The 12,850-nt window shown below is 65.2% G+C and carries 13 protein-coding genes; 10 read left to right on the forward strand and 3 right to left on the reverse strand.

The genetic code is table 11. The features are described from left to right. Positions 1 to 2 precede the first annotated feature (2 nt). The 4 genes from X268_RS09670 (at position 3) to X268_RS09685 (ending at position 4,707) form a co-directional block, all read left to right on the forward strand. The gene (locus X268_RS09670) at positions 3 to 485 is read left to right on the forward strand and encodes a cytochrome c-type biogenesis protein (protein WP_128924726.1); all 483 of its coding nucleotides are present in this window, start codon (positions 3 to 5) and stop codon (positions 483 to 485) included. A gap of 121 nt (positions 486 to 606) precedes the next feature. After that, positions 607 to 1,950, forward strand: a complete 1,344-nt coding sequence (locus tag X268_RS09675) for a methyl-accepting chemotaxis protein (protein WP_128924727.1) — start codon at positions 607 to 609, stop codon at positions 1,948 to 1,950. Between the two features lie 221 nt (positions 1,951 to 2,171). After that, on the forward strand, positions 2,172 to 3,752 hold the full coding sequence (locus tag X268_RS09680; RefSeq protein WP_128924728.1) for a Do family serine endopeptidase: 1,581 nt from the start codon (positions 2,172 to 2,174) through the stop codon (positions 3,750 to 3,752). A 274-nt stretch (positions 3,753 to 4,026) separates the two neighbouring features. Next, positions 4,027 to 4,707 (forward strand): response regulator transcription factor, encoded by a 681-nt coding sequence (locus X268_RS09685; protein WP_126256145.1) that lies wholly within the window; start codon positions 4,027 to 4,029, stop codon positions 4,705 to 4,707. Positions 4,708 to 5,166: 459 nt separating this feature from the next. Here X268_RS09685 and X268_RS09690 read toward each other — a convergent pair whose 3' ends face one another. Next, positions 5,167 to 5,697 carry a hypothetical protein gene (locus tag X268_RS09690; RefSeq protein WP_128924729.1) on the reverse strand — a complete coding sequence of 177 codons (531 nt, stop codon included), beginning with the start codon at positions 5,695 to 5,697 and terminating at the stop codon, positions 5,167 to 5,169. Between X268_RS09690 and X268_RS09695 the strand changes: the two genes are divergently transcribed. Next, positions 5,696 to 6,943, forward strand: coding sequence for a c-type cytochrome (locus X268_RS09695; RefSeq protein ID WP_245477831.1), 1,248 nt, complete (start codon positions 5,696 to 5,698; stop codon positions 6,941 to 6,943). The two genes, X268_RS09690 and X268_RS09695, sit on opposite strands and share 2 nt — an antisense overlap. Before the next feature lie 7 nt (positions 6,944 to 6,950). On the opposite strand, the gene X268_RS09700 is transcribed toward X268_RS09695, so the two are convergent. Next, positions 6,951 to 7,250, reverse strand: coding sequence for a hypothetical protein (locus tag X268_RS09700; RefSeq protein WP_245477832.1), 300 nt, complete (start codon positions 7,248 to 7,250; stop codon positions 6,951 to 6,953). Between the two features lie 33 nt (positions 7,251 to 7,283). Beyond that, positions 7,284 to 9,263, reverse strand: a complete 1,980-nt coding sequence (locus tag X268_RS09705) for a 4Fe-4S binding protein (RefSeq protein ID WP_128924731.1) — start codon at positions 9,261 to 9,263, stop codon at positions 7,284 to 7,286. Between the two features lie 176 nt (positions 9,264 to 9,439). On the opposite strand from X268_RS09705, the gene X268_RS09710 reads away from it, so the two are divergent. The 5 genes from X268_RS09710 to X268_RS09730 are packed head-to-tail and all read left to right on the forward strand — an operon-like array spanning position 9,440 to position 12,822. After that, positions 9,440 to 10,162: a biotin/lipoate--protein ligase family protein gene (locus X268_RS09710; RefSeq protein WP_245477835.1), complete on the forward strand. Its 723-nt coding sequence runs from the start codon at positions 9,440 to 9,442 to the stop codon at positions 10,160 to 10,162. Next, a complete protein-coding gene (locus tag X268_RS09715; RefSeq protein WP_128924733.1) occupies positions 10,159 to 10,698 on the forward strand; it encodes a DUF6505 family protein in 540 nt (179 codons plus the stop codon). Before X268_RS09710 ends, X268_RS09715 begins: the two co-directional genes overlap by 4 nt. Next, a complete protein-coding gene (locus X268_RS09720; RefSeq protein WP_128924734.1) occupies positions 10,695 to 11,702 on the forward strand; it encodes a DUF6352 family protein in 1,008 nt (335 codons plus the stop codon). Before X268_RS09715 ends, X268_RS09720 begins: the two co-directional genes overlap by 4 nt. Continuing rightward, positions 11,699 to 12,214, forward strand: a complete 516-nt coding sequence (locus tag X268_RS09725) for a DUF3305 domain-containing protein (protein ID WP_128924735.1) — start codon at positions 11,699 to 11,701, stop codon at positions 12,212 to 12,214. Before X268_RS09720 ends, X268_RS09725 begins: the two co-directional genes overlap by 4 nt. Further along, complete coding sequence (locus X268_RS09730) at positions 12,211 to 12,822, forward strand: DUF3306 domain-containing protein (protein WP_128924736.1); 612 nt, start codon at positions 12,211 to 12,213, stop codon at positions 12,820 to 12,822. The genes X268_RS09725 and X268_RS09730 overlap by 4 nt, the downstream gene beginning before the upstream one ends. Positions 12,823 to 12,850: the final 28 nt, after the last annotated feature.

Consider the following 12,850-nt stretch of genomic DNA (forward strand, 5'->3'; position numbering starts at 1 on the left):
CGATGCGCCGGATGATGGCCGCGTTCGCCCTGCTGATGCTGCTGGCCTTGCCTGCGGCGCATGCGGTGCAACCCGACGAGATCATGTCGGACCCTGCCAAGGAAGCTCGTGCGCGCGAGCTGTCGCGCGAGCTGCGCTGCATGGTCTGCCAGAACCAGTCAATCGACGATTCCGATGCGCCGCTGGCGCGCGACCTGCGGCTGTTGGTGCGCGAGCGCATCGGCGCCGGCGACAGCAATTCGCAGGTGCTCGACTTCCTGGTCGCACGCTATGGCGAGTTCGTGCTGCTGAAGCCGCGCTTCGAGCGTCAGACCCTGCTGCTGTGGTTGCTCGGGCCGCTGCTGCTGATCGGGGGCGGCGTGGCGCTGTGGCTGCAGATCCGGCGCCGCGCGCGCAGCGGTGCCGACGTACCAGCGCCGCCGCTGACGCCGGATGAACAGGCGCGGCTCGCGGCCTTGATGTCCGACGAGCCCAAATCTCCCTAGCGAGGCGGCGTCCTGGCTACGCAGTGCTACGTAGTCGCCGGCCGCCTCGCGCTTCATGCTATATTGACCTTTGTCTGGAAGCTTGTCGCAAGATTCGATTCCAGACTCAGAGTCCCTCACGATGTTCGCGAACAGCAATCTGACGATCCGCTTCCTGGTCGGCGCCGTCGTCGCTGCATTATTGTTTCTGCTGGGCATCGGTGGCGGTACCGGCTTCATCGCCGTGCTCTATCTCAACAACGAGATCACCAGCCTGTCCTCGGACTTCGCTGCGCTGAGCGGCCCCGCACGCGACCACGCCATGCAGACCTATCAGCAGGCGCAGGCTGCGTTCTCCTACTTCCTGGCCGCCTGCGGCGTGATCGCCGTCCTCGCCGCCGTGATCTGCCTCACCACCTGGTTCGCCGTGCGCAACGGCATCCTCAGTCCCCTGGCCGCCATCGTCCATGCGATGCGCGAGGTCGCCGACCAGAAGTTCGAGACACCCGTTCCGGGGCTCGGCCGCTCCAACGAGATCGGCCTGCTCGCCGGCGCGCTGGGGGTTTTCAAGACCAACGGCCTCGAGCGGCGCCACCTCACTGAACGGCAGCTGCATGAAGCGCAGCACCAGGCCGAGCGATCGAAATTCCTGGACGACAGGATCAAGCGCTTCAACGATCTCGTCGCCAGCGTCGTCGACAGCGTGGCGTCGTCGGCCGTGCATCTGAAGAGCAATGCCGAGACGCTGTCGCGGACGGCCAACGACACCAGCAGCAAGGCCAATGCGGTGGCGAGCGCCGCGAGCCAGGCCAGCGCCAGCGTGCAGACGGTCGCAGGCTCTGCCGGCGAGATGACGAATTCGATCGGCACGATCAGCCGCCGGGTCACGGACGCGACCCAGCGCGCCGAGGGCGCCGCGTCGCAGGCGGAGAAGAGCCGCGACACCATCCACACGCTATCGGATGCCGCCGACAAGATCGGCGAGGGCGTCCAGCTCGTGCAAGCGATCGCATCGCAGACCAATCTCCTGGCACTGAACGCCACCATCGAGGCGGCACGGGCAGGGGAGGCCGGCAAGGGCTTTGCGGTGGTCGCCTCCGAGGTGAAGAATCTGGCGCATCAGACCAGCAAGGCGACGGAGGAGATCACCTCGCACGTCGCCAGCATCCAGGGCATCACCGCGGAGACGCGCGGCGCGATCGACGGCATCTCCAACACGCTGTCGGAGATCTCGTCCATCATGTCCGGCATCGAGGTCGACACCGCCCAGCAGCGCAACGCTACGCAGGAAATCACGCGCAGCGCCCAAGACGCCGCGCGCGGCACCCTCGACGTCTCCAACCACATCGTCCAGATCACCTCGACCTCCGCGGAGACCGGCCGTATGGCCGCCGAAGCCAGGGATTCCGCGGTCGACCTGTCGCAGCAGGCTGAAACCCTGAAACGCGAAGTCGACGAGTTCATCGTTAGCGTCAGAGCCAGTTGAGCGCGCCAAAACGCGCCGCCTGCGCCGTCACGGGAACCCGGTTAAGTTCCTGTGAGATCACAATTTTCGCTCTGCGCTAAACTGCCGCATCTACCTCCTGCCTTCATTACAAAAGTTTAACCCCGCCGCCAGCGCACGGTAAGGCGGAAGACCCCATCTTCAGGTCCGCAAGGTGCTGGCATCCGGCACCGAATGGATTTCAAGGGCCCGGAGATTTCTGCATGAGCGACCGTATCGACCTCTCGAACCTCCCCTCCTACCGGAAACCGTGCCGGTCGGTGTTCTCCGCGCGCAAGTTCGCGCTGATGGCTTCGGTCGTCGCGGGTCTTGGTGCGGCCGTCTATGGCTTCAGCCCATCGACCTCGCCGGCCGACCTGTTCTCGAGCCCGGCGCATGCGCAGGTCAATAACGAGGTTCGCAAGATCGAACGCCCCATCGGCTTCGCCGACATCGTCGAGCGCGTAAAACCCTCGGTGATCTCGGTGAAGGTCAACATCAAGGAGAAGACCGCGAGCAACGATGACGGCGACGACGCACAGTCGCCGTTCCAGCCGGGCTCGCCAATGGAGCGCTTCTTCCGCCGCTTCGGCGGTCCGGATGGCTTCCCGGGCCTGAAGGGAGGCCGTGGCCGCGTCGTGCAGGGCCAGGGCTCCGGCTTCTTCATCTCGGCCGATGGCTATGCCGTGACCAACAACCACGTGGTCGACGGCGCCGACAAGGTCGAGGTCACCACCGACGACGGCAAGACCTACACCGCCAAGGTGATCGGCACCGACCAGCGCACCGACCTCGCCTTGATCAAAGTCGAGGGCAGCTCGAACTTCCCGTTCGCCAAGCTCGCCGACAGCAAGCCGCGGATCGGCGATTGGGTGCTTGCGGTCGGCAATCCCTTCGGGCTCGGCGGCACCGTGACCGCGGGCATCGTTTCGGCGAGCGGCCGCGACATCGGCAATGGTCCCTATGACGATTTCATCCAGATCGACGCGCCCGTGAACAAGGGCAATTCCGGCGGTCCGGCCTTCGACACCAATGGTGAGGTGATGGGCGTCAACACCGCAATCTACTCGCCCTCCGGCGGCAGCGTCGGCATCGCGTTCTCGATTCCCGCGAGCACCGTGAAGAGCGTGGTCGCCCAGCTCAAGGACAAGGGCTCGGTCAGCCGCGGCTGGATCGGCGTGCAGATCCAGCCGGTGACGTCCGACATCGCCGACAGCCTCGGCATGAAGAAGGCCGAAGGCGCGCTGGTGGCGGAGCCTCAGGCCAATGGTCCGGCCGCGAAGGCCGGCATCGAGTCCGGCGACGTGATCACGTCGGTCAACGGCGAATCCGTCAAGGACGCCCGCGAGCTTGCCCGCACCATCGGCGGCATGGCGCCCGGCGCGACCGTGAAGCTCAACGTGCTGCACAAGGGCCAGGACAAGGTCATCAATCTCACCCTCGGCCAGTTGCCGAACACGGTCGAGGCCAAGGCCGACACCGACGATGACAGCGGCAGCAAGGGTGCGAACCGCGGCACCGACGTGCCCAGGCTCGGCATGACAGTTGCGCCCGCCAATTCCGTGGCCGGTGCCGGCAAGGAAGGCGTCGTGGTCACCCAGGTCGATCCGAAGAGTGCCGCGGCCGAACGCGGCTTCAAGGAAGGCGACGTGATTCTCGAAGTGGGCGGCAAGAGCGTCGCCACCGCCGGCGAGGTCCGCGATGCCATCAATACGGCCCGGACCGACAACAAGAACAGCGTCCTGATGCGCGTGAAGAGCGGCGGCCAGTCGCGCTTCGTCGCCGTGCCCATCGCCAAGGGATAAGCCTCAGGAGGCTTTTGAGATGAAGGGTGTCGGCCGGCATCAGTCGCCCCCGCCGCCGGCGTCCTTCGGGGAAGCAGCGTAACGTCCGCTTCCCCTGTCTACCTTCCGGTGGAATTACGCCCCCCTCCGTCGGAAGGCCTAGGGCGGTGAGGTCCCCCCAGCTTCACCGCCCGCCTTTTTCTCCGTGCCAGAGTCTCCCACTCGGCTTGCATGCGATTGCCGCTCGCGCCATGTTTAGAGAAGGTTGACCTCCTTGACCGCCGCCGAACGCACGATGCGCCTCCTCATCATCGAAGACGACCGCGAATCCGCCGATTACCTCGTCAAGGCGTTTCGCGAAGTCGGACACATTGCCGATCACGCCGCCGACGGCGAGGAAGGCCTCGCTATGGCCGAGAGCGGCGATTACGACGTGCTGGTGGTCGACCGCATGCTGCCCAAGCGCGACGGCCTGTCGCTGATTGGCGCGCTGCGCGACAAGGGCAACACCACGCCCGTGCTGATTCTATCCGCGCTCGGGCAGGTCGACGACCGCATCAAGGGTCTGCGCGCCGGCGGCGACGATTATCTGCCAAAGCCCTATTCTTTTGCCGAGCTCCTGGCCCGGGTCGAGGTGCTGTCGCGCCGCCGCGGCGGACCTGCCGAGGACACGCTCTACCGTGTCGGCGATCTCGAGCTCGACCGGCTCTCCCATCGCGTCGCCCGCGGCAAGGACGAGTTGACGCTGCAGCCGCGCGAATTCCGCCTGCTCGAATACCTGATGAAGCATGCCGGCCAGGTGGTGACGCGCACCATGCTGCTCGAGAACGTCTGGGATTACCATTTCGATCCGCAGACCAACGTGATCGACGTGCACATCTCGCGGCTGCGCTCCAAGATCGACAAGGGCTTCGAGCGGCCGCTGCTGCACACGATCCGCGGCGCCGGATACATGATCCGTGACGGGATCAGGTAAGAAACGGAATCTATTGGGATTTTTCAGGTGCTTTGATTCTTGATTGCCAGATTCTCACCGCTTCGTTGGGCCGCGCGTTCAAAATAAAAGCCCCGCCCTAAGCGGGGCTTTCTGCAGTCGGCTTCCGGGCCTCAGGTAACGCTTCAAGCCACGCTCTCAAATCCTGCGGCTGCTTGGCCGTTCACGGTCGAGCTGGGATCATCTCACCGCGATCTCCGGACCTTACGCCTCGCGAGCGACTTGGCCGCCTCAGAGACGTACGCCGGTCGTGGCAAACGCATGAGCGACAGGCTCCTGGACCCGATTCAAGAGCGTCATTCCCGCAGCTGCGATCACCAGGGACGCGACGCAGCCAAGAAGAAATGCCTTCATCCGCAGCCTCCCGTACAAGATATCCAATGTTTATACGATACGGCCAGCGGCGAGCAACTCGTTGGTTGCGTCAGAGCACGAGCGATCTCAAGGGCTCTTGAAGATCGGGTCAGCAGAGAACGCGTTGCCCATCAGGCCAAGAGACTTGAGCGCGACACGTAAGGTCAGTCTGTCGCGGCTCACCTGCCGGAACCCAAGCGGAGGCAACTCGTTTGGTCCGTGAACCGGAGGAACGAACGTGAAATTGCTGACGACGAGTTTGTGCCTTGCAGCACTCTGCCTCTTTGAGAACGCCTCCGCCCAGCCCGCGCAATCCAACTCATCTGCCACGCAAACTGCTCCGGAGGAGAAGGGCCAGCCCCAACCGCAAGGCTGGACCGGTCCGATCAATACCGGTTCGGGTGGCGCGCCCGCCGAAAGTCCCCAGGGGCAGAGTCCGCCGGGAATGCAGCCCGCGCCTGAAGGATCATCCAAGGTCACGACGGCACCAGCGAAGTAGATCGGATATTCATCTCCGCCGGCCGTTCTGGCAATCTCCAGGGCGTGAACGCGACCAGGGCGGTGACGGGCAATGAGGTTACCTTTCTGCGCAGTTGGCGCCGCAGTCCTGTGGGTCATGTCCCCAGTATCGGTATCGACAGTGCACGCTGACATGGCGGGACACGGCGGACCCGTTCGGGCGCTCGCTGTTTCTCCCGATGGGAACGGCCTGTTGTCCGGCAGCTTCGATACGGCAGCCATTCGCTGGTCGCTGGAGACGGACACGGCGGAGCAAGTGCTGCGGTACCATGCGGATGCCGTCAACGCGGTCGCCTTTCTCAAGGACGGCCGCATCGTCACGGCCGGGGCCGATGCACGGATTGCTGTTTGGATGACGGGCCGGCCGCAGCCGGAGCGAGTGTTCGAGGGACATGTCGGCCCAATTGTCGCGCTCGCGGTCTCTCCCGACGGCGCATGTCTCGCATCGGCGTCATGGGATCGGACAGTGCGGTTGTGGTCGCTGTCGGACGGGACCTCGCGCGTGCTGGAAGGGCATTCACAGAACGTCAACGGCGTCGCATTCTCGCCGGACGGCAAGTCACTCGTGAGCGTCGGCTATGATCTGACCTTGCGCATCTGGCACTTGCCTGACAGCAAGCCCGATATCATCACCTTGCCGGCGCCGCTCAACGCTGTGGCCGTGGCGCCGGACGGCGAAATCGTCACGGGTGCTGTCGATGGCATGCTGCGCATGCTGACTGCGGACGGCAAGATCAGCGGCGAGGTTGCGGCCGTCACGACACCGGTGGTAGCCGTGACGATCTCGGCGGACGGTACGTTGATTGCTGCGGCCGGCATCGGCGGCACCGTCGCGATCGTCGACCGCAAGTCGCGCAGCCTGCTGCGTACGTTGATCGGGCCGGGGCTGCCGGTCTGGTCGGTAGCTTTCCTTTCATATCGCGAGACGCTGATCACGGGTGGTGCGGACGGCAAGATCCGGCGCTGGAATGCGCGCACGGGCGAGCCGAACACTGTCCCGTCCGGCAAATCCGCCGATCCGCTCGCGGCCTATGCTGGCGACCACGGGGCGGAGGTGTTTCGCGCGTGCGTTGCCTGTCACACGCTGTCTGACAAGGAGGGCCAGCGTGCGGGACCGACGCTTGCGGGACTGTATGGCCGCAGGATCGCATCGCTTCCGGATTATCGCTTTTCCGACGCGCTGAAGACGATGGACATCGTCTGGACGCCGGAGACGGTCGCAAAGCTGTTCGAAGTCGGACCGAACAGCTATACGCCCGGGACGAAGATGCCGGAGCAGCGCATCGGTTCAGCCGAGGACCGCCGTGCATTGACCGACTTCATTGGCCGCGCAACGTCGCGATAGCCGCCTCTCAGATCGACTCCCAATTGTCCATCGGAAGATCCCTCATCTCCGGATGCTGCTTGAGGATCTGAATGACGTCGATGGTGGGATGCTCCTTCAGCGCTTCGGCAACGCAGTGATTGACGTATTTCCGGCGCGACAGCCAGGCGATCTTCTTGCCCTTGGCTTCGGCCTTGCAGGCGATGATCGCCTGCTTCACGGCGGTCTTCTGCGCCTTGGTGAGGGGAGGAGCGGCGGCTTCGGCCGATCCGCCGGCGAGAGCAACCGAGATCATGCACGTCGAGAGAGCTGCGATGAAACGAGACATGGTGATGCTTCCTTGGTTTTCGACCTCGCGAAATTATCCGTTGTTGTCCTTGGCCTCGCGCTGGCGCAGATAGTCGTCCGTGGTGCGCGGCGGCGTTCGTTCGGGAACGCCCTTGAACGGATCGAATTGCTGCTCGCTCGTGACGATGACACGGCAGTCGGCGCACATCCTGAGCGTCTCGATTCGCTTGTCGCCGGCGGGATACATCCAGTGGCGGCCCTCGAGCTTGGCCACGATGCGATCGATCGTGCTCTTCACGCCGAAAGCCGTGCCGCACCGGACGCAGAGTGCGGGCTCCTCTTCCTTGAGGATCACGGCTGACGCGCGGGTCGCGCGGAAATCGATCTGCGGCTTGAGGCTGATGACTTTCTCCGGACAGGTGCTCTGGCACAGGCCACATTGCACGCAGGCGTCCTCGATGAATTTCAGCACCGGGCGGTCGGGATCGTCGCGAAGCGCGCCGGTCGGACAGGCCGAGACGCAGGAGAGGCACAGCGTGCAGCCGTCCGTATCGACCGTGATCGCGCCGATCGGCGCTCCCGGCGGCAACGCAATCACGGCGACGGGAGTTGGCGCCAGACGGTGCAGCTCGCTCAGTCCAAATCGCAAGAGGTCGCGCCGCTTGCCGACTGTCTTGAAGGTCGCGGGCGTTGCGACGGCGCCGAGCCGGCCGATCTCCGTCAGATGCGCGCTGAGCGCATCGGGATCGTCGGTTTCGATGGTGGCGAGGCGGCGGCCGGCAAATCCGAGGCCGCCGAGGATCGCCTCGGCCATGCCGATCGTCTGCAACAATCCCGTCACGTCGTGGCGCGGCTTTGCCCGCAGCAGGAACCGCACAGCCGATACGCCATAGGCAAACGCGCCGGTGATCGCCTCCAGTCCGAGCTGCGTGAGCTCGTTGACGGCAAAGGGAAGCACGTTCGCCGGCAGGCCGTTGCCATGTCGGGCGAGCGCCTCGATCAGGGGGGTACCGTGCGGGCTGTCATGAAAGAGCAGCACAGCATCCGTTCCGCCAGCCGCATGGTAGGCGAGCAGCATGGCTCGAATCTGATGGAGCTGCGTGTCGGCGGGCGGCAGCGTGTAGGATGCCGCGCCGGTCGGGCAGGCGGCGGCGCATTGGCCGCAACCCGCGCAGATGTTGGGATCGATTGCAACATGATTGCCGGCGGGGGTGATCGCCCCGGTGGGGCAGAGGTCGAGGCAGCGATGGCACCCCGTGCGCTCCGAGCGCGAATGCGCGCAGAGACTGGGCGTGACGTCGATATATTTCGGTCTGTCGAAGCTGCCGACGAGGTCGCGCGCGCTCAGCACGGCGCGCAGCATCGCCGCGGGATCGTTCGGATCCGCGCGAAGGTAGCCGTCGCGCAGCTCGTGGGCAGGAAAGAGCGGCGTGCCGGCGGAAAGATCGAGCACGATGTCGCAGCGCGAGGTTACCCCACTCCGCGGCGCGTCCTGCATGAAGCGATCGCGCGAGGAGGGGCGAGGACGCGCATAATCGTCGATTGCAAGCTCGAAGGCGCCGAAATGCCCCTTCGCGGAGCGGATCGTGCCCTTCACGATCGGGAAGACCGTAGCAGCGGGCGGCATCATCTCGCCAATCTGCTTCAGCATCACCGTGACGTCGAGGTGATCGGCAAGCAGGCGGCCGGCCTCGATCGCGGCCTCGTCGCGCCCGTAGATCAGGATCACGCCTTTGCTCGACAAGGTGACGAGGGGATAGTCCGGCACCGGGATTGCCGCCGATGCGAGCAGGGCAGCCATCTTTGCACCGGCGCGGGCGCCGTCCCCGGACCATCCCGCCGTTTCGCGGATGTTGACGAAGCTGATCGGATTAGGCCGTTCGCCGGCCTCCTCCGAGAACTGCGTCGCCTGTTGCGTGCAGGCGACCGTCAGCGCGCGCTCGGTCGCGGCGATCTTGCGGAAGTGATCGAGCTCGGCACCGCAGAGATGGCGGAAGCTCCTGATGTCGCTGTTGGAACATCCGCGCTTGATCGCGGCCATGTCGAGCTGCATCGTGTCTTCGCACGAGCAGATCAGGACGGTCTTCGATGGCTGCTCCAGGTTGATCCCTCCGCCATTCGGACGACGGCGGACTCGCGCCGGCCCTTCGCCTCGTATAGACATTATCGATCGGGAAGAAAAGGAAAGCGGAGGACGACCTGCCGTCGACCCCCATCAGCGAACTGTCCGTGGCGGAACCGATCCACCTGCCGCCGCCGTTCACATTGGTGCGGCTCCGCGAGAGTGGTGACGCTTTTGCCCATGCATGCCGCATTGCACAGAAGAGTGGCGCCGGGACGCTTGTCTATGTCGGCCGCTTTGACCTCGCTGAGTTCGCGGTGGTGCTCGAGCCGGCCGAGCCGTTACGCAGCGCACGGCGCGCGTTCTACGCCGGCATGGTCGCGCTCACCGATGCCCTACGCGCCTACGCGCCGCCCAGCAAGCCCATCATGATCGGGTGGCCGGACGCGGTCAGGATCGACGGAGGCCTGATTGGCGGCGGTCGCTTGGGATGGCCTCTCGCGGCCCCTGAGGAGGAGGTGCCGCCATGGGTGGTGTTCGGCGCGATGATCCGGACGGTGGCGATGAACGACGAGCCGGGTGTCCACCCGCTTGCCTCGGCGCTCGACCAGGAGGGCTTTGGCGAGACCGGCGCGGCGCAGATCACCGAGAGCTTTGCCCGGCACCTGATGCTGGCATTCGACGGCTGGCGCGCGGACGGCTTTGACGGCGTTGCGCGCGAATATCTCTCCCGGATGCCGCGCGAACGGCAGACCGTCCAGCGCATCGACGATCGCGGCGATCTCCTCGCGCGCCGGATTGGGGCGGGCGCGGTCGCACGTCGCGACCTCGTGCGGGCGCTCGCGACCCCATCCTGGCTCGATCCGGCACTTGGAGGGCCGCGGCTGTGAAGCTCCTGCGTACCATCGCGCTCGATCCGTCCGACACGTTCGTGTTTGACGTGGCGGCAGAACCAGGCGAATGGGCCGTTTCCGGAGCCTTCCGCTTCTGGGATTGCGATGCTGCGTCGCTCGAGGGCAAGGTCCGTGCGGCGTTTCGTGGCGGTTTCCTCGGGGTGCAATCCTGGGGCTGGTCGACGCTGGCGCAGATCGTTCCAGCGACCGAGGATGATTACCGCAGCCTGGTCGATCTCCTGGCCAGGCAACTCGTCGATCGCTTCGGTGCGCCGGAGGTGACGACCGCGAGAGCGGCGGCCGAAGACGAGGGGGCGTTCGCGCAATCGCTTTGCAGCCATCCAATCGGCTCGCTCGTTGCCGTGCACCGGGTCGCGAACGAGGGCGAGGTCCGCGAGTGTTTCCGCCGGCTGCAGCTTCGCGAGGGGCAGCGGCACGGGAAGGCGTTCTCGTTCATGGAAATGGAGGATGAGGTGGAGCCTGACGGCAGTCTCAGGCTTGCGGATCTCGGCCGGGGACCAGCCGTCAGATGAACGATTTCTGGTTCGCCTGCGGCCATCATCTGCTCGATCTCGACGAGAGCGGCGGGCTGCGCGTCACCGACGAGTTCCTCAAGGCCTATTTCGCCCGTCCCGAGCTGATGCCGCCGGAGGATGCGTGCCCGGTCGAACGCCGCCTGCACCGCGGACTGCTCGCCAATCCGCGTCAGTCGGTCGGCGCGAACGAAATTGCGGGGATTGCCGATCCCGACGCGCGGGAGAACTGGCAGTTCATGCTGGCGTTTCGCGACCTGCTGTTGCGGCATCCAACGCTCGAAGCCGCTTATCTTGCGTCCGTGCGATCCGGCGCGAGTGACCTGCCGCCGCTGTTCGTCAACCAGCTCGTTCACGTCATCCTGCGCAATGCACTCGACGGCTGTGACGATTCGCTCGTGCTGCGCGCGGCCGAGCTGTTCTTCCGGATCCAGCGGGTCCTGCCGCATGAACAAGCCGTGCTGCTCGGCGACGAGGAAATCGTCGGCGGCCGGAATCCGACCCCCGTTCTCTCCCTGATGTCGATGCTGGGAGCCACCACCGATGCGGTGGTCGACGTGTTGAGCGAAGAGAATGCCGGGGCATATTGGCAGCGCAGCGACCAGTTCGATATGGCCCTCGATCTCTCGGCTGGCGGACGCGGACCGGCCGCGCTGGCGCAGGGAATGACGCGCTGGATCGCCCACCTGCTCGGCATCGACGTCATGATCGAGCCGTTGCGCGCCTTGCAGGGCGAAAGGCTTACTTGGTACGTCGGGCTCGATGCCGACTCCACCCGGCTCGGCGACTGCCTCTGGCACGGCGAGGAGCTCGACCAGCGCAGTGCCGATCGGGTGCTCGCCCTGTTCCGGCTGACCTTTGCGGATTCAAGCCGCGCGCTTGACGATGTCAGGGACGAGCCCGTCTACCTGATCTTGTCGATGACGGCGGACCAGAAGCTCCGGTTGAAGCCGCAGAACTTGCTGACCGGGCTGCCGGTGAAGGGGCTGGAGATGGTGACATGAGCCCTGCGGCACGCCCCTTGTTGTCGATTGCGGTTGGTGTCGTGGTCGAGCGGCGCAAGGCGGATTCGCCCTGGGTGGATTTCGTCTGGCGTGGGATCGCCGTCCTGCCGGACGAGCCGGCCACACACCCTTGGACCGTGCTTCGCGAGCAGGACGGCTCGACCCTGTTCTACGCCGGACGTGCGACCGTGGATCTCTATCCATCCGAGACGGCGCGCTATCGGGAGAATCTCGCCTCCGGCAATCCGAGCATATGGACCGTGCTGTCGCCGTCGGAAGGCGCCTGGCCCTATAGCGTTGCCGCGGTGACCGCCGATCCCGCGGAGGGCGAGAGCTTTACCGAAGCTGCCGACAATCTTGTCGAGGCCGTGCCGATGCCGGAGGTGCTGCGCGCGGCAATTGAAAGCTTCGTGGCCGAGCACCATGTCGAGCGGGAATTCGTCAAGCGCAAGCGGCGCCGTGCCGACCCGGAGGCGCTGGCGCGACGTGAACACGAGGGCGGACAGGAATGAGTGAGGAGGATTTCCTTGCCCGTTGGCCCCGCCGCAAGCGCGAGTCGCGAGCGGAGCCGGCGAACCCTGCTGCAGCGCAGTCCGCGCCGCCGCCCGAGGTCAAGGACGACGAAAATGAGCTCGATCTGTCGAGCCTGCCGTCGATCGACGAAATCGATGCCGCGACCGACATCACCACGTTCCTGCGCAAGGGTATTCCACAGGACTTGAGCCGTGCGGCTCTTCGCCGCGCTTGGGCGGCTGATCCGGCCATCCGCGACTTCGTCGGTCTTGCGGAGAATGCCTGGGACTTCAACGATCCGACCGCGATGACGGGGTTTGGGTCGTTGGATTGCACCTCTGAGGAACTGGCCGCACTGGTCGAGCGCATCGTCGGCGGCGTGCGTGAGGCAGTGCAGTCTTCCTCCGAAGCGTCGATTGAAACAGCGGATTCTTCCGCGGAATTTCATCAAGCCGGGGCTTCAGAGCCATCCGGTGTCACGGAGCCGCCGGCTCAGACGGAATGGCCGAAAATCCCTGTTGCAGTGAAACCGGCGGTGGCGGAGGAGTTTGTGGATCTTGTCGAACCTGTCAGACCGCACACGCATGGTGGTGCACTGCCGCGCTGAACAATAGACCAAAAGGCTATAGGCTCCG

The organism is Bradyrhizobium guangxiense (assembly GCF_004114915.1).
Classification (GTDB): Bacteria; Pseudomonadota; Alphaproteobacteria; order Rhizobiales; family Xanthobacteraceae; genus Bradyrhizobium; species Bradyrhizobium guangxiense.

Bases quoted from the DNA above. Each gene is read 5' to 3' on its own strand.
- X268_RS09670 (WP_128924726.1), top strand. From the start codon at position 3: ATGCGCCGGATGATGGCCGCGTTCGCCCTGCTGATGCTGCTGGCCTTG.
- X268_RS09675 (WP_128924727.1), top strand. From the start codon at position 607: ATGTTCGCGAACAGCAATCTGACGATCCGCTTCCTGGTCGGCGCCGTC.
- X268_RS09680 (WP_128924728.1), top strand. From the start codon at position 2,172: ATGAGCGACCGTATCGACCTCTCGAACCTCCCCTCCTACCGGAAACCG.
- X268_RS09685 (WP_126256145.1), top strand. From the start codon at position 4,027: ATGCGCCTCCTCATCATCGAAGACGACCGCGAATCCGCCGATTACCTC.
- X268_RS09695 (WP_245477831.1), top strand. From the start codon at position 5,696: ATGTCCCCAGTATCGGTATCGACAGTGCACGCTGACATGGCGGGACAC.
- X268_RS09690 (WP_128924729.1), bottom strand. From the start codon at position 5,697: ATGACCCACAGGACTGCGGCGCCAACTGCGCAGAAAGGTAACCTCATT.
- X268_RS09700 (WP_245477832.1), bottom strand. From the start codon at position 7,250: ATGTCTCGTTTCATCGCAGCTCTCTCGACGTGCATGATCTCGGTTGCT.
- X268_RS09705 (WP_128924731.1), bottom strand. From the start codon at position 9,263: ATGCAGCTCGACATGGCCGCGATCAAGCGCGGATGTTCCAACAGCGAC.
- X268_RS09720 (WP_128924734.1), top strand. From the start codon at position 10,695: ATGAACGATTTCTGGTTCGCCTGCGGCCATCATCTGCTCGATCTCGAC.
- X268_RS09725 (WP_128924735.1), top strand. From the start codon at position 11,699: ATGAGCCCTGCGGCACGCCCCTTGTTGTCGATTGCGGTTGGTGTCGTG.
- X268_RS09730 (WP_128924736.1), top strand. From the start codon at position 12,211: ATGAGTGAGGAGGATTTCCTTGCCCGTTGGCCCCGCCGCAAGCGCGAG.